The 24056-nt window shown below is 65.0% G+C and carries 22 protein-coding genes and 1 pseudogene; 21 read left to right on the forward strand and 2 right to left on the reverse strand.

Translation table 11 applies throughout. From position 1 onward, the window contains the following. The first annotated feature begins 9 nt into the window (after positions 1-9). From mltG to EDF61_RS04035, 21 genes and pseudogenes are all read left to right on the forward strand, one after another. Positions 10-1461 (forward strand): endolytic transglycosylase MltG, encoded by a 1452-nt coding sequence (gene mltG / locus EDF61_RS03935; RefSeq protein ID WP_133833333.1) that lies wholly within the window; start codon positions 10-12, stop codon positions 1459-1461. A 73-nt stretch (positions 1462-1534) separates the two neighbouring features. Next, the gene (locus EDF61_RS03940; protein WP_133833334.1) at positions 1535-2374 is read left to right on the forward strand and encodes a shikimate dehydrogenase family protein; all 840 of its coding nucleotides are present in this window, start codon (positions 1535-1537) and stop codon (positions 2372-2374) included. 29 nt (positions 2375-2403) lie between these two features. Beyond that, positions 2404-3603: a chorismate synthase gene (gene aroC / locus EDF61_RS03945; RefSeq protein ID WP_133833335.1), complete on the forward strand. Its 1200-nt coding sequence runs from the start codon at positions 2404-2406 to the stop codon at positions 3601-3603. A gap of 13 nt (positions 3604-3616) precedes the next feature. Beyond that, on the forward strand, positions 3617-4105 hold the full coding sequence (locus EDF61_RS03950; RefSeq protein WP_105658299.1) for a shikimate kinase: 489 nt from the start codon (positions 3617-3619) through the stop codon (positions 4103-4105). A gap of 79 nt (positions 4106-4184) precedes the next feature. Beyond that, positions 4185-5276, forward strand: coding sequence for a 3-dehydroquinate synthase (aroB, locus tag EDF61_RS03955; protein WP_105661293.1), 1092 nt, complete (start codon positions 4185-4187; stop codon positions 5274-5276). Between the two features lie 4 nt (positions 5277-5280). Beyond that, positions 5281-5811 carry a tetratricopeptide repeat protein gene (locus EDF61_RS03960; RefSeq protein ID WP_133833336.1) on the forward strand — a complete coding sequence of 177 codons (531 nt, stop codon included), beginning with the start codon at positions 5281-5283 and terminating at the stop codon, positions 5809-5811. Between the two features lie 110 nt (positions 5812-5921). Further along, complete coding sequence (gene efp, locus EDF61_RS03965; RefSeq protein ID WP_013349066.1) at positions 5922-6482, forward strand: elongation factor P; 561 nt, start codon at positions 5922-5924, stop codon at positions 6480-6482. Then, complete coding sequence (gene nusB / locus EDF61_RS03970; protein ID WP_105658302.1) at positions 6482-6892, forward strand: transcription antitermination factor NusB; 411 nt, start codon at positions 6482-6484, stop codon at positions 6890-6892. Before efp ends, nusB begins: the two co-directional genes overlap by 1 nt. Before the next feature lie 713 nt (positions 6893-7605). After that, positions 7606-8175 carry a bifunctional pyr operon transcriptional regulator/uracil phosphoribosyltransferase PyrR gene (gene pyrR, locus EDF61_RS03975; protein WP_133833337.1) on the forward strand — a complete coding sequence of 190 codons (570 nt, stop codon included), beginning with the start codon at positions 7606-7608 and terminating at the stop codon, positions 8173-8175. Next, on the forward strand, positions 8172-9134 hold the full coding sequence (locus EDF61_RS03980; protein WP_105658303.1) for an aspartate carbamoyltransferase catalytic subunit: 963 nt from the start codon (positions 8172-8174) through the stop codon (positions 9132-9134). The genes pyrR and EDF61_RS03980 overlap by 4 nt, the downstream gene beginning before the upstream one ends. Before the next feature lie 11 nt (positions 9135-9145). Beyond that, positions 9146-10450, forward strand: coding sequence for a dihydroorotase (locus tag EDF61_RS03985; RefSeq protein WP_133833338.1), 1305 nt, complete (start codon positions 9146-9148; stop codon positions 10448-10450). Continuing rightward, positions 10443-10949, forward strand: a complete 507-nt coding sequence (locus tag EDF61_RS03990) for a PH-like domain-containing protein (RefSeq protein WP_105658305.1) — start codon at positions 10443-10445, stop codon at positions 10947-10949. Before EDF61_RS03985 ends, EDF61_RS03990 begins: the two co-directional genes overlap by 8 nt. Next, positions 10950-12119: a glutamine-hydrolyzing carbamoyl-phosphate synthase small subunit gene (gene carA / locus EDF61_RS03995; protein ID WP_133833339.1), complete on the forward strand. Its 1170-nt coding sequence runs from the start codon at positions 10950-10952 to the stop codon at positions 12117-12119. Then, on the forward strand, positions 12119-15397 hold the full coding sequence (gene carB / locus EDF61_RS04000; protein WP_133833340.1) for a carbamoyl-phosphate synthase large subunit: 3279 nt from the start codon (positions 12119-12121) through the stop codon (positions 15395-15397). Before carA ends, carB begins: the two co-directional genes overlap by 1 nt. After that, on the forward strand, positions 15390-16232 hold the full coding sequence (gene pyrF, locus EDF61_RS04005) for an orotidine-5'-phosphate decarboxylase (RefSeq protein WP_133833341.1): 843 nt from the start codon (positions 15390-15392) through the stop codon (positions 16230-16232). The genes carB and pyrF overlap by 8 nt, the downstream gene beginning before the upstream one ends. Positions 16233-16379: 147 nt before the next feature. After that, entirely contained in the window at positions 16380-16715 is a 336-nt protein-coding gene (gene mihF, locus EDF61_RS04010; protein WP_013349055.1) for an integration host factor, actinobacterial type, read from the forward strand. A 3-nt stretch (positions 16716-16718) separates the two neighbouring features. Continuing rightward, complete coding sequence (gene gmk, locus EDF61_RS04015; RefSeq protein WP_105658309.1) at positions 16719-17285, forward strand: guanylate kinase; 567 nt, start codon at positions 16719-16721, stop codon at positions 17283-17285. An 8-nt stretch (positions 17286-17293) separates the two neighbouring features. Beyond that, a complete protein-coding gene (gene rpoZ, locus EDF61_RS04020; protein WP_286134300.1) occupies positions 17294-17554 on the forward strand; it encodes a DNA-directed RNA polymerase subunit omega in 261 nt (86 codons plus the stop codon). A gap of 93 nt (positions 17555-17647) precedes the next feature. Next, positions 17648-18883 (forward strand): annotated as a pseudogene (gene coaBC / locus EDF61_RS04025) (bifunctional phosphopantothenoylcysteine decarboxylase/phosphopantothenate--cysteine ligase CoaBC); the annotation flags it as partial. Between the two features lie 76 nt (positions 18884-18959). Beyond that, positions 18960-20165, forward strand: a complete 1206-nt coding sequence (gene metK / locus EDF61_RS04030) for a methionine adenosyltransferase (RefSeq protein ID WP_105658312.1) — start codon at positions 18960-18962, stop codon at positions 20163-20165. A 9-nt stretch (positions 20166-20174) separates the two neighbouring features. After that, positions 20175-22136, forward strand: a complete 1962-nt coding sequence (locus tag EDF61_RS04035; RefSeq protein ID WP_133833343.1) for a primosomal protein N' family DNA-binding protein — start codon at positions 20175-20177, stop codon at positions 22134-22136. Here the strand turns inward: EDF61_RS04035 and EDF61_RS04040 are convergent. Both EDF61_RS04040 and EDF61_RS04045 read right to left on the reverse strand, forming a co-directional pair. After that, positions 22133-23029, reverse strand: a complete 897-nt coding sequence (locus tag EDF61_RS04040; RefSeq protein WP_133833344.1) for an alpha/beta fold hydrolase — start codon at positions 23027-23029, stop codon at positions 22133-22135. The genes EDF61_RS04035 and EDF61_RS04040 overlap by 4 nt on opposite strands. A 10-nt stretch (positions 23030-23039) precedes the next feature. Then, positions 23040-24047, reverse strand: a complete 1008-nt coding sequence (locus tag EDF61_RS04045; protein WP_133833345.1) for a sugar-binding transcriptional regulator — start codon at positions 24045-24047, stop codon at positions 23040-23042. Between the last annotated feature and the right edge of the window lie 9 nt (positions 24048-24056).

Raw genomic sequence — 24056 nt, forward strand, 5'->3', positions numbered from 1 at the left:
TGAGAGTTGATGCGAGAAGAAGCCCGCCATGAACGGCAACGCGAAACGCATCGCGCGCTATACGAACGCTTTGCCGCCGGCACTGGCTTGCCGATCGAACAACCCTCAGAACCGGAACTGACCGGCACCGGGCATTACCGCCAATCGCTGGCGGCGGCCGAGGACAGCTGGCAGGAGCCCGCAGACCAGGAAGCCTCGGACGGGGAAGGAACCGACACCAGGTTCCTCCCCGCCCAGGCAGCCGCCGCCTCCGATGCGCCAGCATTTGCCGGGCACGAGGATGCCGCCCAGGAGCACTACCCGGACGAGCCCGACGCCGCGCAGCAGGCCGCGGTGCTCAGCGGCGATCCCCACGATGACCAAGTTGCCCAGGCCGCCGCCGGCAAGGCCCAGCGGCGCAAGCGCACCAAGCGCAAGCGCAACCTGGTCATGCTGGCCACCGTGCTGATCTTCGCACTGGTGGTCGCCGGCTCGGTCTACTTCGTCAAGTCCGTGCTCAAGCAGTTCAACCCGGACGACTATCCAGGCCCAGGCGGCGCCGCGGTGGAATTCACCGTGGAAGATGGCTGGGGCTTGAAGATCATTTCGCGCAAGCTCGAGGAGCTCGATGTCGTCTCCAGCGACGGCCTGTTCACCGACGCCGTCGCGGACTCCGAAGCGCAGAGCAAGCTGATCCACCCCGGCACCTACCTGCTCAAGAAGCAGATGCCAGCGGCCGACGCGGCAGATATCCTCGTGAACCAGCGTCCGGACAAGGTCTTCTACATCGGGCTAAAGGCCAATATGCGCCTGGACGCGGCGATCAAGGAGATTGCCAAGGGCTCGGGACTGGCGGAAAAGGATCTGCAGGCGCTGGCCAAGAAGCCGCAGCAATTCGGCCTGCCTGCCTCGGTGCCGAGCCTCGAAGGCTGGCTGCACCCGGGGGAGTACCGCTTCCCGCTGAACGCCGACGCCGAAGAAGTCCTGGGCGAACTGGTCAAGGCCACCAAGGCTTCCCTGGAGCAGGCCGGCATCACCGACCTCGAAGAGGGCTACCGCACCCTGAAGGTCGCCTCGATCCTGCAGGCCGAGGCACGCACCCCGGACTACGCCACGGTCGCCGGCGCGATCGAGAACCGCCTGGACCCGGGCAACCGCGAAACCCACGGGCTGCTGCAGGTCGACTCCTCGGTGATCTACGGGCTGGACCGCTACTCGCTGCAGTTCAGCGCCCAGGAGAAGCAGGACGCGTCGAACAAGTACAACACCTATGTGCACACCGGCCTGCCGCCAACCCCCTTGGGCTCGCCGGCGAATTCTGCGATCGAGGCTGCTGCCCATCCGGAAAGCAACGGCTACTACTACTGGGTGACGGTCAACATCGAAACCGGTGAAACCAAATTCGCCTCGACCTACGCTGAGCACCGGCAGAACCAGGCAGAATTCCGCGCCTGGTGCAACCAGAATCCAGGAGTCTGCTAGCGCGGATTCCCGTGCTTGCCAGCCGCACTGCTGCCGCTGTGCGGGCAGCCACAAGCAGAAAGTCCATGAAGCCATGAAGCAGGCAGCCGTTCTCGGCCACCCCATCAGCCACTCCAAGTCGCCGGTGCTGCACCGCGCCGCCTACCAGCTGCTCGGCGTGCCGATCAGCTACAGCGCGATCGATCTGGAACCGGGGGATGCTGCCGGGCACGCGGCCGAGCTGCGCGCAGGAAACTGGGCGGGCTGCTCGGTCACCATGCCGCTGAAGGATGCGTTCGTGCCGCAGATGGATGAGCTGTCCGCCCGCGTGCAACGCCTTGGTGCGCTGAACACCGTGGTGGTCCGCGAAGACGGCACCCTCTACGGGGAAAACACCGACATCGAGGGCCTGGTCCAGGCCCTGGCGGATTTCGGGCTCGCCCGCAGCGCGCAAGCGATGGTCCTGGGTTCGGGCAACACCGCGCTGGCCGCCATCGAGGCCGCCGCAGAAATCGGCGCCCGGCAGCTGACGCTGGTGGTGCGCGCAGCCTCCCGTGCCACCCGCGCTGTCGAATTGGCCCGCGAGCTCGGGATGGAAACGTCCGTCCACGAGATTTCGGGCATCGGCCAGGAGCTGGCCGCCACGCTCAACGAGATTCCGCTGGTCTTCTCCACCCTGCCGCCGCACGCGGCCGATGACTGGGTGCCGGCGATCGGCGCAGGCACCGGAATCCTGCTGGATGTCGCCTACGATCCGTGGCCTTCGGCCTTGGCCCGGGCCTGGCAGGGAACCGTGATCAGCGGGTTGCATATGCTGGTGCACCAGGCGGTGGAACAAGTGCGGCTCTTCAGCGCCGGCGCATGGGAGGAATCGCGTCGCATGGACGTCACAAATGCGATGTATGACTCTTTGGGTCTGGCCCGACACCAGTAATCAGTTCGTGCCATGGCAAAATAGATGACATGTTGCGTTGGTTGACCGCGGGCGAATCGCATGGCCCGGCACTTGTTGGAATTCTCGAAGGACTACCCGCCGGAGTATCGGTGGATAGCGAAGCAGTGCGAGAGGCACTGGCGCGCCGACGCCTCGGCTATGGCCGCGGCGCGCGCATGAAGTTTGAAAAGGACCAGGTCACCTTCCTTGGAGGTGTCCGCCATGGCAAGACCCAGGGCGGCCCGGTAGCCATTGAAATCGGCAACACCGAATGGCCCAAGTGGGAACGCGTGATGAACGCTGATCCGGTGGACCTGGATGAACTGGCCTCGATGGCGCGCAATGCGCCACTGACCCGGCCGCGTCCGGGGCACGCCGATTTCACCGGCATGCAGAAGTACGGCTTCGAGGACGCCCGCCCGATCCTGGAGCGCGCCAGCGCCCGCGAGACCGCGGCCCGTGTCGCCTTGGGCACCGTGGCTTCCCGTTTCCTGAACGACTTGGGCATCCAGCTCGTTTCGCACACCACCGCCGTCGGCTCCGTGGCTGCCCCAGCCGATGCGCCGCTTCCCACGGCCGCCGACGTTGCGGCGCTGGATAACGACCCGCTGCGCTGCTTCCACCAGGAAACCAGCGAGGCGATGGTCGCCGAAGTCGATGACGCGCACAAGGCAGGGGAGACCCTGGGCGGCGTCGTCGAGGTCCTGGCCTACAACCTGCCTCCGGGCATCGGCTCCTACGTGCACTGGGACCGCCGCCTGGACGCACGCCTGGCCGCGGCCCTGATGGGCATCCAGGCAATCAAGGGCGTGGAGGTCGGCGACGGCTTCGCCACGGCCGCCCGCCGCGGCTCGGCCGCCCACGACGAGATCGTGCACGCCGAAGACGGCAGCATCAAGCGCAACTCGAACCGCGCCGGCGGCATCGAGGGCGGCATGAGCATTGGCGAGGTGCTGCGCGTGCGCGCCGGCATGAAGCCGATCGCCACCGTGCCCCGCGCCCTGCGCACCGTGGACACCGCCACCGGCGAGGACACCACCGCGCACCACCAGCGTTCGGATGTCTGTGCGGTGCCGGCAGCCGGCGTCGTGGCAGAAGCAATGGTCGCCCTGGTGCTCGCCCAGTCCCTGCTGGAGAAGTTCGGCGGCGACTCGGTGGCCGAAACCAAGCGCAATATCGAGTCCTACCTGGCGAACATCCCGGGCAACCTGGGTTCGACCGGCGTCTAGGAAGCGCGCTTCAATGATCTACCTCATTGGTCCGATGGCCAGTGGCAAGTCCACCGTGGGCAAGTCACTGGCCACGGCCCTTTCTACGAGCTTTGCGGATTCGGACGCGGCCATCGTCGCCCACCACGGAACCATCGCGCAGATCTTCGCCGAGCACGGCGAGGCGCATTTCCGCGACCTGGAAGTCCAGGCGCTGTGCCGGCTGCGCACCGGCGTGGTCGCCACCGGGGGAGGCGCAGTGCTGCGCGAAGAGAACCAGCAGCTGCTTTCGCGAGGGACGGTGATCTACCTGGAGCTGGGTGAACAGGCCGCCGCCGAGCGCATCAAGGGCGACGGGCACCGCCCGCTGCTGGCTGGTGACCAAGCCCTCAACAGCTGGATCTCCGTTTACGAAAAACGCCGCCCCATCTACGAAATGCTCGCTGACGTGCACGTTCTGGTGGATGGAAAGTCCGTTCCGCAAATTATCGACGAGCTTTTGCCGCAGCTGGACGCCCTGTGATTAGCCTCACGAGATGCAACTTCTGGCCGAACGCACGCGTACGCTAGAAAAATCACCACCATCAGGAGGAACTAGACTGATGCCTATCGCACCGACCACTCTGAAGGTCACCGGAAGCACCCCAGGGGAGTCATACCCTGTCATGGTCGGCAACGGCCTGCTGGGCCACTTGCCCGAACTGCTTGGCCCCGCGGTCAAGAAGGTCCTGGTCATCCACCCGCGGGCCCTGCGCGCCACCGGCGACGTCGTGCGCGACGAACTGGCGAAGTCCGGCCTGGAAGCATTGACCGCAGAGATTCCGGACGCCGAAGAAGGCAAGCACATCCAGGTCGCGTCCTTCTGCTGGGAAGTGCTGGGCAAGAACGATTTCACCCGTTCCGATGCCGTGATCTCCGTGGGCGGCGGCGCCGTCACCGACGTGGCAGGTTTCGTCGCAGCCACCTGGCTGCGCGGCGTGAAGGTCATCCATATCCCTACCTCGCTGCTGGCCATGGTCGACGCTGCCGTGGGCGGCAAGACCGGGATCAACACCGCCGAAGGCAAGAACCTGGTTGGCGCATTCCATCCGCCAGCAGGCGTGCTCGCCGATCTGGACGCGCTGGCCACCTTGCCGAAGAACGAGCTGGTGACCGGCATGGCCGAGATCGTCAAGTGCGGATTCATCGCCGACGAGCGCATCCTGGAACTGATCGAAGAAGATCCGGCCGATGCCATCGATCCGGCCAGCGACCGCTTGCGCGAACTGGTCGAGCGCACCATCGCGGTGAAGGTCGACGTGGTATCCCGCGACCTGAAGGAAGCCGGCGACCGCGAATTCCTGAACTACGGCCACACCTTGGCCCACGCCATCGAGCTGTCCGAACGCTACCAGATGCGCCACGGTGCCGCCGTGTCCATCGGGCTGGCCTTCGCCGCCGAATTGGGCCGCTCGGTAGGGTACACCTCCGACGCGGTGGCCGATCGCCACGTCGCGATCCTCAAGTCCCTTGGCCTGCCGACCACCTACCGCAATGACCGCTGGGCTGCACTGCTCGATGGCATGAAGCGCGACAAGAAGGCCCGCGGCAGCCAGCTGCGCTTCGTCGTGCTGGAAGAAATCGGCAAGCCGCGCATCTACGAAGTCCCCGATAACTCGCTGCTCTTCGCCGCCTACCAGGAAATCGGGGAGTAACTACATGGTCGACTACACCGCATACGCCATTGACGTCGCATCGGTAAACCGCGAAGGTGTCGGCACCGCCGTAGAGGGCGTGCTGATCGACCCCCAAACGCTGAAGCCCTACATCGCCGACGAGGCCGCGGCCGAGCAGCAGCTGCTGGTCGGTTCCCCTACCGACCAGGTCATGGTGCTGCTGGCGCGTGGGGAGCTGGTGAAAGCCGGCGAGCTGATCGCTGAATCGCGTTTCGTGGATCCAACCAACGCCCACCTGCGCGTGCTGGACACCGAGCTGACCCGCATGCAGGGCGACTTCGATCGCGCGATCAACCGCCTGCGCAAGCTGGCCGAGGAATTCGCCGGCACCGCATACGAGCCGCTGATCCACCACCACGCTGGCCTGTCCTTCTTCGCGAAGGGCGATTTCAAGGCGGCGGCAACCCGTTTCCGCAAGGCACTGGATCTGCGCATCGCGCTGGACGACGACGCGTACCTGGTCAACGCCGCAAGCATCTGCATGCAAATTGCCGAGGAGCGCGCCGCGCAGTAATGCGCGCCACCGTGTGAAACCCTTTGTACCGCATGGTGCGTAGGGTAAACTTGGAGATGGATTTTTGATAATGCCGGCGCTAGCTGGCGAAAATAGAGGATTGAGGAACCGTGGCGGATACAACTGACATCAAGAATGGACAGGTCATCAAGATCGATGGCCAGCTTTGGACCATCATTGACTTCCAGCACGTCAAGCCAGGCAAGGGCGGCGCATTCGTTCGCACCAAGATGCGCAACGTCATGTCCGGCAAGGTCTTGGACAAGACCTACAACGCCGGCACCAAGATCGAGCTGGCCACCGTTGACCGCCGCGACTACCAGTACCTCTACCAGGATGGCGAAGACTACGTCTTCATGAACCTGGAAGATTACGACCAGATCACCGTGTCCGGCACCACCGTTGGCGATGCAGCAGGCTTCCTGCTGGAGAACCAGGAACTGACCATCGCCATGTACGATGGCAGCCCGCTGTACCTGGAACTGCCAGCTTCGGTCATCCTGGAAATCACCTACACCGAGCCAGGCCTGCAGGGCGACCGCTCGTCGGCTGGCACCAAGCCGGCAACCCTGGAAACCGGCAAGGAAATCCAGGTTCCGCTGTTCGTTGAGCAGAACACCAAGGTCAAGGTCGACACCCGCACCGGCGACTACCTGGGTCGTGTCAACTAGTGAGAGCCCGCGCCAAAGCCCGTCGCCGAGCCCTTGAGTTCCTGTTCGAAGCCGAAGCCCGCGATGTCAATCCGCTGGCCGTAGCCATCGCACGACGGGAAAACTCGGATATCGTACTCAACGAGTACTCGCTGACGATCATCGAAGGCGTTACCGCACACCTGGACCGCATTGACGAAGTTCTCGAGAGCTACGTCAAGGACTGGACCATCGAGCGCATGCCAGCGGTTGACCGCAGCGCACTGCGCATCGGCGTGTGGGAGCTGCTTTACAACGACGACGTTCCCGATGCAGTAGCCGTGGCTGAAGCCGTGGTGAACGTCCGGGAATTGTCCACCGATGAATCGCCGGAGTTCGTCAATGGCGTTTTGGGTCGCATCCAGAGCGTCAAGGACACCCTGGTCGACTAATTCGTTCCTCATCATTCCGCGCCCGGGCCGGAACCCCTTTCGCGGGGTTCCGGCCCGGGCTTTTTTGCGTTAAGCCGTTGCCCGTTGCGGCTCGGCCCCGGGCAGGATCCCGGCGAAGCAGGCGAAGCGGGCCCGGCAGGGGAACGGGCCACCTGCACGGCAGCCGGCTGGCCACGGGCTCGAATGCCGGGGGCTGGATGCTTTGCTGCTGGCTAGGCGCTCGGTCCTGCCATCCACGCTCGGACTGCTTGTCCTGCCGCACCATCCGGGTGAAGGGAGCGGGTCTGGCGTACCTGGATCTCCCGGGCTGATCCGGCGGGCAGGAACTCGGGTCCGCCGGGATCCGAGTTCGACGGAGCGGCGCAAATCCTGGATGAGCAGTACGCGCGGCATAGCGGGCCTGCAGATCTGCTGCGCGAACGCCTTGCCCGGGCGCGCGGGCCGATCATGCACGAGGAATCCCGGGCCCACGCCACTTCGCGGGTGTGTCGATCGCAACACATCTGCGCGCGGGGCCAAGGCCAACCGCAGGGATCTGCGTGGTTCTGCCGGTCGCGCGAAGCCGCCGGCCGATCGCTGTGACCGATCCCATGCCCTATTCAGTGTCATGCATAGGTTTCCGCTAGGGAATCAGCTCCCGCTCGTGATAATTTGAGTTAGCAATATTCCTTTAAATCCCGTCCCGTGAGGCGGAGAAGGGAGAGGTGCACAGCATGAATGAAAATTCAGTGCCAGATGCTGCCCGCACGGTATTAACCGGCGACGACATCGAACGTGTACTCACTCGCGTAGCCTTCGAGATCATCGAGGCCAACAAGGGCACCGACGACCTGGTGCTCCTGGGCATTCCCAGCCGGGGTTTCCCGCTGGCACAGCGGCTGGCAGCGCGAATCGCGGCCACCGCCCCGGGCAACCTGGACCCGGCATCCCTGGTAGGCCAGCTCGACATCACCATGTACCGTGATGATCTGCGCCACTCCACCACCCGCACCCCGTCGCCGACGCGCCTGCCAGCAGGCGGCATCGAAGGCAAGGTCGTGGTCCTGGTTGACGACGTCCTGTACTCCGGTCGCACCATCCGCGCCGCCCTGGATGCCCTGGCCGACTGGGGCCGCCCCCGCATCATGCGGCTGGCCGTCCTGGTTGACCGCGGGCATCGGGAACTGCCGATCCGCGCCGATCATGTGGGCAAGAACCTGCCGACAGCGAAAAGCGAAAAGGTGCGCGTGCACCTGGCGGAAATCGATGGGAAGAACGAAGTCGTGATCGAGGGCGCCGCGTGAAACACCTGCTATCCACCGCGGACCTGACCCGCGAAGAAGCCATCGCCATCCTTGATATTGCCGAAGAGATGCGCGAGTCCTCGACCCGTGCCATCAAGAAGCTTCCGGCCCTGCGCGGTCGCACCGTGGTGAACCTCTTCTTCGAGGACTCCACCCGCACCCGGATTTCCTTCGAGGCCGCCGCCAAGCGATTGAGCGCGGACGTCATCAATTTCTCGGCCAAGGGCTCGAGCGTTTCCAAGGGCGAGTCCCTGAAGGATACCGCCCAGACCCTGCTGGCCATTGGCGCCGACGCAGTGGTCATCCGCCACCCGGATTCCGGCGCCCCGGCCCGGCTAGCGGCCACGGACTGGATTGGCCTGCCCATCGTCAATGCAGGCGACGGCACGCACGAGCATCCCACCCAGGCGCTGCTGGACGCATTCACCCTGCGCCGCCAGGTGGCATTGCGCGATGGCACCAGCCCGGCAGGCCGCGGCCTGGACGGGCTGAAGGTCGCGATCGTCGGGGATATCCTGCATTCGCGCGTGGCCCGCTCCAACCTGTGGCTGCTGAACACCCTCGGGGCCGAAGTGACGATGGTGGCCCCTCCGACCCTGCTGCCTTTCGGCGCCGGCTCCTGGCCCTGCGCCATCAGCTACGACCTGGATGCAGTGATCGCCTCGGGCGTTGACGCGCTGATGATGCTGCGCGTGCAGGGCGAGCGGATGAACGCCGCCTACTTCCCGAACCCCCGCGAATACTCGCGCTACTGGGGACTGGACGATGCGCGCCTGGCGCAATTGGACGCCTCGGGCGCCGAAACCCTGATCATGCACCCGGGCCCGATGAACCGCGGCCTGGAAATCTCCTCGGCTGCCGCGGATTCGCCGCGCTCCACCGTGCTCGACCAGGTCACCAATGGCGTGGCCGTGCGCATGGCCAGCCTCTACATGCTCCTCTCCGGCGACCTGATCTGAAGGAAGAAACCATGAACTACTTGATCCAGCAGGCCTCCATCCTCGGCGGCGAACCGGTCGACGTGCTGATCGCCGACGGCAAGATCGCCCAGCTGGGCAGCATTGCTGCCGCCGGCGATGCCCAGGTCATCGACGCGCGGAATCTCGTGCTCCTGCCCGGGCTCGTCGACACCCACACTCACCTGCGCGAACCAGGCCGCGAAGACGCCGAAACCGTGGAAACCGGTTCGCAGGCAGCGGCCCGCGGCGGCTACACCGCCGTGCACGCCATGGCCAACTCCACCCCGGTAGCCGATACCGCCGGCGTCGTCGAGCAGGTCTACGAATTGGGCCGCAAGGCAGGCTGGGTGGATGTCCGCCCGGTCGGCGCGGTGACCGTCGGGTTGGCCGGCAAGCAGCTGAGCGAAATCGGCGCAATGGCCGATTCCCGTGCCCAGGTGAAGATGTTCTCCGATGACGGCATCTGCGTCTGGGACCCGCTGCTGATGCGCCGCGCCCTGGAATACGTGAAGGCCTTCGACGGGGTCATCGCGCAGCACGCCCAGGAACCGCGCCTGACCGAAGGCGCCCAGATGAACGAGGGCGAAGTCTCCGCCATCCTGGGCATGCCCGGCTGGCCAGCGGTCGCCGAGGAATCGATCATCGCCCGCGATGTGCTCTTGGCCGAGCACGTCGGCGCCCGCCTGCACGTGTGCCACGTGTCCACGGCCGGCTCGGTGGAGATCATCCGCTGGGCCAAGGCCCGCGGCATCCAGGTCACCGCGGAGGTCACCCCGCACCACCTGCTGCTCACCGAGGAGAAGGTCCGCACCTACGACCCGGTCTTCAAGGTCAACCCGCCGCTGCGCCGCGAAGAAGACGTGATGGCGCTGCGCGCGGGCGTTGCCGACGGCACCATCGACGTGATCGGCACCGACCACGCCCCGCACCCCTCCGAGGCCAAGGACTGCGAGTGGGGCGCGGCCGCCATGGGCATGACCGGCCTGGAGACCGCGCTGTCCATCGTGCAGCACACGCTGGTGGACACCGGGCTGATGGGCTGGGAGGGCGTGGCCCGCATTACCTCGCAGGTGCCCGCGCGGATCGGCCGCGTTGCCGATCAGGGCCGCCCGATCGCCATCGGCGAGCCTGCCAACCTGGTGCTGGTCGATCCTGCAGCCCGCTGGATCGTCGACCCGGCCGCCATGGCCACCAAGGGGCGCAACTCGCCGTTCGCCGGCATGGAGCTGCCAGGATCGGTGCGCGCCACCTTCTTCCACGGCCATGCCACCGTGCTCGATGGCCAGCTGGCTACCCCGAGGACGGCCAATGCCTGAGGGAGCCCTGACCCCGTTGATCTGGACGATTGTCGCGATCGTCGCAGGCGTGGGCCTGATCCTTTTCGGCTGGCGGAACCTCAAGGCCCGGCAGTCAGCGATTCCGGAGCCCTTCGAGGACTTCGCCGATGAGGTGGAGCACCATTTCGCAGGCATGTATGTGGTCACCACCCGGTTCGACGACTGGCTGGCGCGCATCGCGGTCCATGAGCTCGGGGTGCGCACCAACGCCACCTTGGAACTGGGACGCGAAGGGCTGCACCTGATCCGTTCCGGAGCGCGCGACGTGCACATCCCGTGGGAGCACTACGAGGACGTGAAGCGCAGCAACGGGATGATCGGCAAGGTCGTGGAGAAGAACGGCCTGATCGTCATCACCTGGAACAAGGACGGCTTCACCTTCGACACCGGATTCCGTCCCCGCTACCACGAGGACACCCCAAAGATCTATCAGTTGCTGGCGTCGCACAACGACGTAAGCCGAGCAGGAGACAAATAAGTGAATTCCCTGAGCAACCTACCAGCCGTGTTGGTACTTGAAGATGGCCGCATCTTCCGCGGGCGCAGCTATGGCGCCGTGGGCACCACCCTGGGTGAAGCAGTGTTCACCACCGGCATGACCGGCTACCAGGAAACCCTGACTGACCCGTCCTACGCGCACCAGATCATCGTGCAGACCTTCCCGCACATCGGCAACACCGGCGTGAACTCGCAAGATCCGGAATCCACCCGCATGTGGGCTGCCGGCTACGTGGTGCGCGACGCCGCCCGCCGGCCAAGCAACTGGCGCAGCGAGCGCACCCTTGATGCAGATCTGGTCGAGTACGGCATCGTGGGCATCCAGGGCGTGGACACCCGCGCGCTGACCCGCCACCTGCGCGACGCCGGTGCGATGAAGTCCGGCATCTTCTCCGGCGATGACGCCGCGAAGACCGACGCCGAGCTGGTGGCCCTGGTCAAGGCGCAGCCGTCGATGGCCGGCCGCAACATCTCCGCCGAGGTTTCGGTGGACACCGCCTACATCGTCGAGCCAGCGGACCACGGCTACGACGGCGAGGCCAAGCACACCGTGGCCGCGATCGACCTGGGCATGAAGTCGATGACCCCGCACCGCCTGGCCGAGCGCGGCCTGCGCGTGCACGTGCTGCCGTACAACGCCACCCTGGAAGATATCAAGGCCACCGGCGCTAACGGCGTGTTCTTCTCCAACGGCCCCGGCGACCCTGCCACCGCCACCGCCCAGGTGGAACTGGTCCGTTCGGTGCTCGATGCCGGCATCCCGTACTTCGGCATCTGCTTCGGCAACCAGATCCTGGGCCGCGCGCTGGGCTTCGACACCTACAAGCTGCGCTTCGGCCACCGCGGGATCAACCAGCCGGTGATGGACAAGGCCACCGGCCGCGTGGAGATCACCAGCCAGAACCACGGCTTCGCCGTCGACGCGCCCATCGAGGGCGCCGTCACCGCACCGGTCGAACGCTTCGGCAAGGTCGAAGTCTCGCACTATTCGCTGAACGACCACGTGGTCGAAGGCCTGAGCTGCCTGGACATCCCGGCCTTCTCCGTGCAGTACCACCCAGAGGCAGCATCCGGCCCCCACGATGCCGCCTACCTCTTTGACCGCTTCATGACCGCGTTGGATTCCGCCGCAGAAAAGGACAGCAAGTAATGCCTAAGCGCACCGATCTGAAATCAGTTCTCGTTATCGGTTCGGGTCCGATCGTCATCGGCCAGGCCGCTGAGTTCGACTACTCCGGCACCCAGGCACTGCGTGTGCTCAAGGAGGAAGGCCTGCGGGTCATCCTGGTCAACTCCAACCCGGCCACCATCATGACCGACCCGGAATTCGCCGACGCCACCTACGTTGAGCCGATCACCCCCGAGGTCGTCGAGAAGATCATCGCCAAGGAACGCCCGGATGCGATCCTGCCGACCCTGGGCGGGCAGACCGCGTTGAACACCGCCATCGCCCTGGACAAGTCCGGTGCCTTGGAGAAGTACGACGTCGAGCTGATCGGCGCGAACATCGAAGCCATCGAGCTGGGCGAGGACCGCGAGAAGTTCAAGGGCGTCGTGGAGCGCTGCGGCGCCGAATCGGCCCGCTCGGTCATCGTGCACACCCTGGACGAGGCCTTTGCCGCCGTCGAGGAGCTGAACTACCCGGTGGTCGTGCGCCCGTCGTTCACCATGGGCGGCCTTGGCTCGGGCATGGCCTACAACCCCGAGGACCTGCGCCGCATCGCGGGCGCCGGCCTGCAGTACTCGCCAACCACCGAGGTGCTCCTGGAGGAGTCCATCCTGGGCTGGAAGGAGTACGAGCTGGAGATGATGCGCGACAAGAACGACAACGTCGTGGTCGTCTGCTCCATCGAGAACTTCGATCCGGTCGGCGTGCACACCGGCGACTCGATCACCGTGGCCCCGGCCATGACGCTGACCGACCGCGAATACCAGAAGCTGCGCGACATCTCGATCGCGGTCATCCGCGAAGTCGGCGTGGACACCGGCGGCTGCAACATCCAGTTCGCCATCGAGCCTGACACCGGCCGCGTCGTGGTCATCGAGATGAACCCGCGCGTCTCGCGCTCCTCGGCACTGGCTTCCAAGGCCACCGGCTTCGCGATCGCGAAGATCGCCACCAAGCTGGCCGTGGGCTACACCCTGGATGAGATCCCGAACGACATCACCCAGAAGACCCCGGCTTCCTTCGAACCGGCCCTGGACTACGTGGTCGTGAAGGTCCCGCGCTTCGCCTTCGAGAAGTTCCCGGCAGCGGACAAGACCCTGACCACCACCATGAAGTCGGTCGGCGAAGCGATGGCCCTGGGCCGCAACTTCACCGAAGCGCTGCAGAAGGCGCTGCGCTCCCTGGAGCAGAAGGGCTCCGAGCTGTCCTTCGAGCCGATCCCGGAATCCGAGCACGAGGCCGTGCTGGCCTCGATCGTCAAGGGCTCGACCGAGCGCCTGTCGCTGGTCCAGCGCCTGCTGTTCTCCGGCGTATCCATCGAGAAGCTGTTCGAGACCACTGCGATCGACCCGTGGTACCTGGACCAGCTGCAGCTGATCAACGAGGTTGCGCAGCTGGTGGCGGCGAACAAGCACCTGCCGGAGCACGTGCTGCGCGAAGCCAAGCGCCACGGCTTCTCCGATGTCCAGCTCGCCCAGCTCACCGGCAAGGCCGAATCGGTCATCCGCGGCATCCGCCATGCCCTGGGCGTGCGCCCGGTCTACAAGACCGTGGACACCTGCGCCGCCGAATTCGAGGCCTTCACCCCGTACATGTACTCCTCGTACGACGAAGAGACCGAGCTGGAGCGCCACGAGAAGAAGTCGGTCATCATCCTGGGCTCGGGCCCGAACCGCATCGGCCAGGGCATCGAGTTCGACTACTCCTGCGTCCACGCGGTGATGGCGCTGCGCGCCGAGGGCTACGAGACCGTCATGGTCAACTGCAACCCCGAGACCGTCTCCACCGACTACGACATCTCCGACCGCCTCTACTTCGAGCCGCTGACCTTGGAAGATGTCCTGGAGGTCATCCACGCTGAAGAGGAAACCGGCGGCGTCCTGGGCGTTTTCGTCCAGCTTGGCGGCCAGACTCCGCTGAAGCTCGCCGCCGAGCTGAAGGCTGCCGGCGTGCCGATCCTGGGCACCTCGCCCGAGGCCATCGACCTGGCCGAGCACCGCGGCGCCTTCCAGCAGGTACTGGATAACGCCGGGCTGGTAGCGCCGAAGAACGGCACCGCGGTGTCCTTCGCCGATGCCAAGACCATCGCCGACTCCATCGGCTACCCGGTACTGGTTCGCCCTTCCTACGTGCTGGGCGGACGCGGCATGGAGATCGTGTACGACGAGGCCAACCTCGAGCGCTACATCACCAACGCGACCGAAATCACCGTGGACCACCCGGTACTGGTGGACCGCTTCCTGGAAGACGCCATCGAGATCGATGTCGACGCCCTGTTCGACGGCACCGACCTGTACGTCGGCGGCATCATGGAGCACATCGAGGAAGCCGGCATCCACTCCGGGGACTCGGCCTGCACCCTGCCTCCGATCACCCTGGGCGCCGACGTGCGCGACCGCGTTGCCGCGGCAACCCGTGCGATCGCCGAAGGCGTGGGCGTGCGTGGCCTGATCAACATCCAGTTCGCCCTCGCCAGCGACATCCTGTACGTGATCGAAGCGAATCCGCGTGCATCGCGCACTGTGCCATTCACCTCGAAGGCTACCGGCGTGCAGCTGTCCAAGGTCGCCGCGCTGATCGGCGTGGGCCGTACCCTGGCCGAAATGCGCGGCAGCTACCTGCCAGCATCCGGCGATGGCGCGCACCTGCCGGAATCGGCGGCGATCGCCGTCAAGGAAGCAGTCATGCCGTTCGCCCGCTTCCGCACCCCGGAGGGCAAGGTCGTCGACTCGCTGCTCGGCCCAGAAATGCGTTCCACCGGCGAAGTCATGGGCATCGACAAGTACTTCGACACCGCTTTCGCCAAGTCGCAGGCCGCAGCGAACAACCCGCTGCCAACCGGCGGCAAGGTCTTCGTCTCGGTCACCAACCGCGACAAGCGCTCGATCGTCCTGCCGGTCAAGCACCTTGCTGACCAGGGCTTCGAGATCATCTCCACCGGCGGCACCGCAGAAGTGCTGCGCCGCAACGGCATCCCGACCCAGGTGGTCGGCAAGCTGCACGAAGGCGGGGAGTCAATTGTCGATTTGATCGTAGCCGGCCAGATCGGCCTGATCCTGAACACCCCGTCGGGCTCGGATGCACGTGGCGATGGCTACGAGATCCGCGCCGCCGCGACGTCTGTCGGCACCCCGGTCATCACCACCGTGGCGGAGTTCAACGCTTCGGTCCAGGCGATCGATGCCCTGCGCGAGTACGAGTGGGATGTCACCAGCTTGCAGGTGCACGACGCCAACCTGAACGCAGCGCGCAATGCCTGAGCCGACCCCATTCGGTCAGCGGCTTCGTTCAGCCATGCAGGCTTCCGGCCCGCTGTGCGTAGGGATTGATCCCCACCCGGCGCTGCTGGAAGCCTGGGGGCTGGAAAATACGGCCGAGGGCGTGCGATCTTTCTCACTGACCGTCGTGGAAGCGATGGCCGGTGCGGCGGCAATCCTCAAGCCCCAGGTGGCTCTGTACGAGCGTTTCGGGTCCAAGGGATTTGCCGCATTGGAAGAAACCTTGAGTGCTGCGAAGTCCGCTGGACTGCTCACGCTGGCCGACGCCAAGCGCGGGGATATCGGTTCGACCATGGCAGCGTACGCGAGCGCATGGCTCGATGATGCTTCTCCGCTGGCCGCTGATGCCGTGACTCTGAGCCCGTACCTGGGTTATGAATCGCTGCGTCCGGCATTGGATTTGGCTGCTGGAACCGGCAGGGGAGTGTTCGTTCTCGGACTGACTTCCAACCCCGAGGGGCCATCGGTACAGCACGTAGGCGGGGAAAACTCGGTTGCTAAATCAATTATTGACCAAGTCACTGCGGATAATGCATACGCAGGAGATTTAGGACATGTCGGGCTGGTTGTTGGTGCGACCATCGGGGATGCACCGTCCAAGCTCGGAATCGATCTGGCAGCTTCCAAGGCTCCGCTGCTCACACCAGGGCTCGGCGCCCAGGGTGCCACGGCCGCGGATATTGCCAAGTCATTCGCCTCAAGCTACGGCCAGGTACTGGGCACGAGCAGCAGGGACATCCTCAAAGAGGGGCCGAGTAAGGCCGCTCTCAGGGAAAAAGCCCTGCGGGTTAGGGACGAATTGCTGGCAGCTCGCTAGCAAAAAATTCGAATAAGTGACATAGGCGCGTTGTGGCTATTAGAGTTTCTAGTAGCCACAACGCGTTTAGTCTTGCAAAAGCAGCGTTAGCTCGCTATGTTTCTCAACATAAGCCTTAGTCCACTACAACTGAAGGATGGCTGAACGATGGTACTGCGAGAACTCTCTGACGAAGATCGTATCCGCGCCCGCGCCAAGGCACTCGCCGCACGCACTCGTCGTGCAGAAATCAAGGCCGAGTTCAGTGCCGGCAAAATTTCCATCACCGAGGTACTAGACTTGGTATACGAAGATGAAGCCGTGGGACGCATGCGTGTCATGGACCTTCTGGAATCGGTACCGGGCGTAGGTGAAGTACGCGCGGCAAATTTGCTGGAGCGACTTGGCATTTCCCCTTCCCGCCGTCTGCGCGGACTGGGACGCAAGCAGCGCACCGCAATCACCGAGCACTTCAAGCAAAGCCCGCCAAAAACGAAAGTGTAGTCAATGACCGCTGCGTCGGTAACTGTTCTAGCCGGCCCCACGGCAGTAGGCAAGGGCACCGTCTCTACCTACATCCGCGATAACTATCCAGATGTCTGGCTTTCGGTGTCCGCAACGACCCGCAACGCCCGGCCAGGGGAGCAGGATGGAGTCCACTACTTCTTCGTGGGCCCCGAACGTTTCCAATCCCTGGTCGAGGAAGGCCAGATGCTGGAATGGGCTGTTGTCCATGGCCAGAACAGCTACGGCACGATTCGATCGACGGTTGAAGATGCAGTGGCAGATGGCAAGAAGGTTCTGCTGGAAATCGATCTGCAAGGTGCGAGGCAGGTCAAGGAGTCGATGCCCGAGGCAAAATTCGTCTTCTTGGCACCGCCATCATGGGAGGAATTGGTGCGCCGCCTTGTGGGACGCGGCACTGAAACGGCCGAGGAACAGCAGCGCCGCCTAGAAACCGCTAAACTAGAACTTGCAGCGGAATCTGAATTCGACGTGACCATCGTCAACGACGATGTCGCACGTGCCGCCGAAGAGCTTGTAGCCCTCATGGGGCTAAAGAACGACAAATAGGGAGTCCTGTGTCCAACCCAGAGGGAATCATTAACCCATCGATCGACTCGTTGCTTGAGACCAACGACTCGAAGTACGCCATTGTGCTGAACTCGGCCAAGCGTGCACGCCAGATCAACGCGTACTACGCGCAGCTGAACGAAGGCCTGTTCGAGTACGTAGGCCCACTGGTGGAAACCAAGCTGAACGAGAAGCCGCTGACCATCGCCTTGCGCGAGCTGGACGATAACCTGCTGAAGGTAACCGCAGCCGAGGTCATCGAAGACTAATCGAAAAGTCGGCGCCCCTGAGCGGGCGCCTTCTTTTTCGTTAAGCTCCTTTTTCTCCCGCACCCACCTCATTGCCGCACCGAATCCTCGAGGAAGTACTTCGTGAAGCGAATTGTCCTAGGCGTTTCCGCTGGTATCGCCGCCTACAAGTCCGTACTCCTGCTGCGCTTGCTGCGCGAAGCCGGGCACCACGTCGACGTGATCCCCACCCGGAACGTCGCCAACTTCGTGGGCAACGCCACCTGGGAGGCCTTGTCCGGAAATCCTGTCACCTCGAACGTGTTCGACGCGGTGGATTCGGTCAATCACGTGCGCCTGGGCCAGCAGGCCGATCTGGTGATGGTCGTGCCGGCCACCGCGGACGTCTTAGCCAAGGCCGCTGCGGGATTGGCTGACGACCTGCTCACCGGAACCCTGCTGGCCACGCGGGCGCCGGTAGTGATGGCCCCGGCCATGCACACCGAAATGTGGCAGCATCCGGCCACTGCCGCGAATGTGCAAACCCTGCGGGATCGCGGCGTGCGGGTGATCGAACCCGCCTCCGGGCGGCTGACCGGCAAGGACTCGGGGCCGGGCCGGCTTCCAGAACCCGATGAAATTTTCGCCGCAATCCAGGACCTGCTCACCGAACCGGTGCTGGCCGGAGCCAAGGTACTGATCACCGCCGGCGGCACCCGTGAACCGCTGGACCCGGTGCGCTTCCTGGGTAACCGCTCCTCGGGCCGCCAGGGTGTCGCGCTGGCACAGGCCGCCAGAGATGCCGGGGCCGAGGTCACGCTGATCGCCACCCATCTGGAAGTGCCCGCGCCGCATGGCGTGCGGCTGGTGCACGCCTCCAGCGCACTGGAGCTGCGCGAGGCGGTCTTCGACTGCGCCGAGGGCCAAGACGTGTTGATCATGAATGCCGCGGTCGCCGATTTCCGCCCGGCAAGAATCGAGAACTCGAAGATCAAGAAGCGCGATGAGCATTCGGCGCCGGTCATCGAACTGGTGCGCAACCCGGACATCCTCGCCGAGCTGGTCGCCGCGCGCGGACAGAATCCGCAACTGCCGCCGTTCATTGTCGGTTTTGCTGCCGAGACCGGCGATGAGCAGGGGACCGTGCTGGAGTACGGCCAGGCCAAGCTGAACCGCAAGGGCTGCGAAATGCTCGTGGTCAACGAGGTGGGCGCATCCCTGACCTTCGGGCAGGAAACCAATAGCATCCAGGTTCTTTTCGCCGATGGCGCCGACTCGGTGCAGGCCTCGGGCAGCAAGCTCGAGGTGGCCCGCGTGGTCATCGAACAGATTTCGAATGCAACAAAAAGTCATGCAGATGTAACAAAGTGAGTGGCGCCATACGGTGCTTGTTCACGAAACGTACCAGATCTGCTTACCGGTCCCAGAGACCAGATAGAGTTATACGGTGACTTCAACAACCCCTGAACTTCGTCTTTTCACCTCGGAATCCGTGACCGAGGGCCACCCGGACAAGATTTGCGACCAGATTTCCGACGCGATCCTCGACGCCATGCTGGCGCAGGATCCGGACTCGAAGGTCGCCGTCGAGACCCTGACCACCACCGGGCTGGTGCACGTTGCCGGCGAGGTGACCACCAATGGCTACGTGGAGATCCCGGAGATCGTCCGCAAGACCATCCTGGATATCGGCTACGACTCCTCGGCCAACGGCTTCGACGGTGCGCGCTGCGGCGTGTCCGTGTCGATCGGCCAGCAGTCCCAGGAGATCCACGACGGCGTCTTCAACTCGCTGGAGTCGCGCGAAGGAACGGCCAAGGATCCCCGCGACATGCAGGGTGCCGGCGACCAGGGCCTGATGTTCGGCTATGCCTCGGATGAGACCGACTCGCTGATGCCGACCCCGATTTTCCTGGCGCACCGCCTGTCCGAGCGCCTGACCCAGGTCCGCAAGAACGGCCGCATGCCGCTGCTGCGCCCGGATGGCAAGACCCAGGTCACCATTGGCTACGACGGCGACAAGCCGGTCTCTGTGGACACCGTGGTCGTCTCCAGCCAGCACGCCGCCGAATACGAGCTGGCGACCCTGAAGGCCGACCTGCATGAAGAGGTTGTGACCCCGATCCTGGAGCGTTCGGGCCTGGACATCTCGAACACCAAGATCATCCTGAACCCATCGGGCCCGTTCATCATCGGCGGCCCGGTCGGCGATGCCGGGCTGACCGGCCGCAAGATCATCGTGGACACCTACGGCGGCTTCGCCCGCCACGGCGGAGGCGCCTTCTCGGGCAAGGACCCTTCGAAGGTCGACCGCTCGGCTGCCTACGCGATGCGCTGGGTGGCCAAGAACGTGGTCGCCGCCGGCCTGGCACGCCGTGCCGAGGTCCAGGTGGCCTACGCGATCGGCGTGGCCCGTCCGGTGGGCCTGTATGTGGAGACCTTCGGCACCGAAACCGTTGATCCGGCCAAGATCACCAAGGCCATCAACGAGGTATTCGACCTGCGCCCGCTGGGCATCATCGAAGACCTGGACTTGAAGCGCCCGATCTACCGCAAGACCGCTGCCCACGGCCACTTCGGCCGCGAGGACAATGACTTCACCTGGGAGAAGCTGGACCGCGTCGAGGCCCTGCGCAGCTGGTTCAACGCCTAGGACCTGAGCGTGCAGCAAGACGCCCTCATCTCAGCACCCGAGCCGGCCCGCCTCAAGCGGGTTGCCCGGGTGCTGATTGATTCTTCCGTCCCGCACCTGGACCGCTTCTTCGATTACGAGATTCCTCCCTCGATGGCCCAGGATGCCGTGGCGGGGGTGCGCGTGAAGGTGCCCTTCGGGCCGCAGCTGCTCTCCGGATTCATCGTCGCGGTGCTCGAGGACCACGCCCCAGAGATGAAACTGCGGCCGCTGGCCAAGCTGGTCAGCACCCAGGTGGCGCTGTACCCGGAAATTGTGGCCGCCGCGCAGGAGATCGCGACCCGCTATGCCGGAACCCTGTGGGATGTGGTGCGTCTTGCGGTGCCCGCCCGCGCGGCCAAGGTCGAAAAAGAGGAATTGGCCACCGTCGCGCCGTTGCTGCCCGACGCCCCGAACCAGCTCTCCCGCTACGAGCACGGCGCCCAAGCGCTTGACGCCTGGGGAAGCGGCGAAACCCTGCGCGCCGTTGCCACCTGGGTGCCGAATTTCCACGGTGCCTGGCCAGGTTTCTTGATGGATGCGGCCCGTCCGGTGCTTGAGCGCGGCAAGCGCGTGCTGCTGATCGTGCCCGACGCGCGCGACCTGCGGCTGCTGGGTGGCTATCTCGATGAGCACTTCGGCGCCGAATCCTATGCGCGGCTGCAGGCCGACGACGGGCCGACTCCGCGCTACCGCAACTTCCTGCGTGCCATCGGAGGGCATGTGCAGATCGTCATCGGCACCCGTTCGGCGGCGCTATGCCACGTGCCCGGGCTGGAACTGATGATCGTGTGGCAGGACGCGGACCAATCGCACCGCGAACAGCGCGCACCCTACCAGCACAGCCGCGAGGTGGCGTTGCTGCGCAGCCAGCAGGCAGGCATCTCCCTGCTGATCGCATCGCCATCGCGCTCGGTCGAAGCCCAGCGCCTGGTGGCGACCGGCTGGGCCACCGAACTGAAGGTTCCCCGCGACCTGTTGCGTGCGCAAACCGCCCGCATTGTGGCCACCACAAACGATTTCGAGCTCGAGCGCGACCCGGTGCTCGCCCGGGCGCGCATCCCTTCGCTGGCCTGGCGGGAAGCTACCAAGGCCCTGGAATCCGGCCCGGTGCTGGTGCAAGTGGCGCGCACCGGGTTCATGCCGGCGCTGGCCTGCCAGGACTGCCGGACCCCGGCGCGCTGCACTGCCTGCCAAGGCCCGCTGCACATCGCCGGCAAAGGCTCGCATGTGGCTTGCCGCTGGTGCGGCGAGCAGTACCACGACTACCGGTGCGTGCACTGCGCCTCACCGAGGATCCGGGCCGCCAGCATCGGCGCCGACCGCACCGCCGAAGAACTCGGGCTGGCCTTCCCCAAGGTCAGCGTTATTTCTTCCACCGGAGCAAAACCCGTGGACAAGATTCCCGGCAAACCGGCGCTGGTGGTCGCTACGCCAGGGGTCGAACCATTTGCCGAATCCGGCTACGCCGCGGTTCTGCTGCTCGATGCCGACAAGATGATGGCCCACGATTCGCTGCGCAACCCCGAAGAAGTCATCTCCCGCTGGTTCACCGCTGCTTCCATGGCGCGTGCCGACGGGGTAGTGGTGCTCACCGGCAATCCGAGCCCCGCCGGGGCCGCGCTGGTGCGCTATGACCCGGCGAGCTTTGCCGAACGCGAATTGGCCGAGCGCCGCGAGGTGGGGTTGCCTCCGGCAGTGCGCAGCGCAGTGATTTCGGGCCTGGGCGCCGAACGGCTGGTCGCGAACCTGGATCCGCAGACCCGGCAGTGCGTGCGAATCCACGGCCCGACGGTGATAGACGGGCCCCCGGCCCAGCACCGCTACGTGCTCTTCTTCTCCTACTCCGACGGGCCGGCGGTGACCATGGCCCTGCGCCAGCTGCGCGCGAGCATGTCCGCGGCCAAGGACCCGGTCGTGAATATCGCTATCGACCCGGACGACGCGCTCTAGGAGCCCGCCGCGGGATCCTCGGCCTGGCCGGTTGCCAGCAGCTGCAGGAAGCCATCGATGGCGGCGGCGGTTTCGGGAGCCTTCTCGTAGTGGATCAGATGCCCGACGTTCTCGAGCATGACCAGTTGGGCGTTGGCGAAGCTGGCCCGCAGCGCCTCCTGCGTCTGCGCGGTGCCCAGTTCGTCTTGCAGGCCGCCGACCATCAGCGTCGGCAAGCTCAGCGCAGGGGAGTAGTCCCCGACCGTTGCGCTGACCGAGGCGCGGTACGATTGGGCCAAGGTGGCCCGCGAGTGGAAGCCGCCGAAGTAGGCGCGGTGCTGCTCGCGCACGTAGCGGCGGATTTCCGGGTCCCTGCTCTTGGTCATCACCAGGCTCATGGCATCGCTGAACAGCTTGGAACGCAGCAGCGGTTCGCCGATGCGGGCCGGAAGCTTGGCGCACACCTCGTAGTAGCCGCTGGTGAGCTTGGCCAGCAGCGCCTGGTCGGACTCCAACGCCGGCTCGGAGATCGGGTTGAGCAATACCAGCGAGGCAAAGCCGCGGACGGTGGCCAGCTTGGCGGCCACGATCGAGCCGAAGGAATGCCCCAGCAGGTGCACGGAGGATTCCAGCTGCAGCTCTTCGGCCAGCTGATTGAGCACCGCAGCGTACCCCTCGACGTCATGGGCCAGATCCGCCATCGAGGTCGAAGTGCCAAAGCCGGGAAGATCGGGAACGATCACCGTGTAGTGCTCCAGGTGCGAGACGATGCGCGCCAGCCCGTGGTGGTCTCCGCGGAAACCATGCACGGCGTAGATCACCCCGCGGGAGGGCTGCTGGGCCGGGTGGGTGTAGACCCGGATTTCTGCACCGTTCAAATGATGGGTGGTCACTAGCTGCTGTCGTGGGGCCATGGCTTTAACCCTACCCGTCCAGCAGCGCCAGGGCGGTGCCTTCGTCGATCACCAGATCGGTGATCAGCCCGCCTTTGAGCGCACCGCGCACGGCCTGGAGCTTGCCGCGGCCGGCGACCACGCAGAAACGGGTCGGCACCTTGCGAAGGGCATCGAGGTTCGGGCCGGTGGAGCGGGCATTAAGCGAAATGTTCGAGCTGTTCCCGTCCTTGTCGAAGAACACCGTGGCCACGTCGCCGACCACGCCGATCTCGTTGAGCTCTTGGGTTTCCGCCTTGGTCAGGTAGCCGCCGCGGTAGACCTGCGAAGCCACGGCGGAGCCGGCCGAGCCCAGGGAGAATACCGCGAGACTCATCTCCTTCTGCACCTGCAGTACCCGGCGGATCGATGTTTCCTTCCACATTGCGTCGCGGGTGGAGGCCCGGTCGAAGAAGGCCGGGACCGGGAACTGCTCGGTGCGGGCGGTGAAGGCTTGGCCGAAACGCGTGAGGATGTCGCTGGCATAGCGCACGCCGCTGGTCACCGGATTAGCCGCTCCATTGAGCTGCACGATCTTCGTGTCATGGGTCGGGTGGGAGCCCAGCGCCGTGGACACCGACTGCATGGTCGATCCCCAGGCAACACCCACCGTCATCGAGGAGGAAACCATGCCGCCGAGCAGGTAGGCCGCGTGCGCAGAGACCCGGGCCAGCAGCTCGGAGTCATCCATGTTGCCATCGGTGGGTACGACGTTGAAGCTGATCCCGTAGTGCTCGGAGAGCTGGTTTCCCAGCAGCGCCGACATGTTGGCGCTGGGGGAGATGCTGATCGAAACCATGCCGGTGCGCTTGGCGTGGGTGAGTAACCGGGAGACCGTGGACCGCGAGGTGCCTAGCTCCTTGGCGATCACTTCCATCTTCATATCCTGAAGGTAATACAGCTGGGCGGCGCGCAGCGCATCCTTCGCCTTGGGGGTGCTGTGCACAGATGTGCCAGTCGTTGCCCGCTTGTAGGTGCCCCGGGACGAGGATTTCATCATGATTCAGAC

Origin of the sequence: Arthrobacter sp. JUb115 (genome assembly GCF_004365035.1) — a bacterium.
In the GTDB taxonomy this organism is placed as follows: domain Bacteria; phylum Actinomycetota; class Actinomycetes; order Actinomycetales; family Micrococcaceae; genus Glutamicibacter.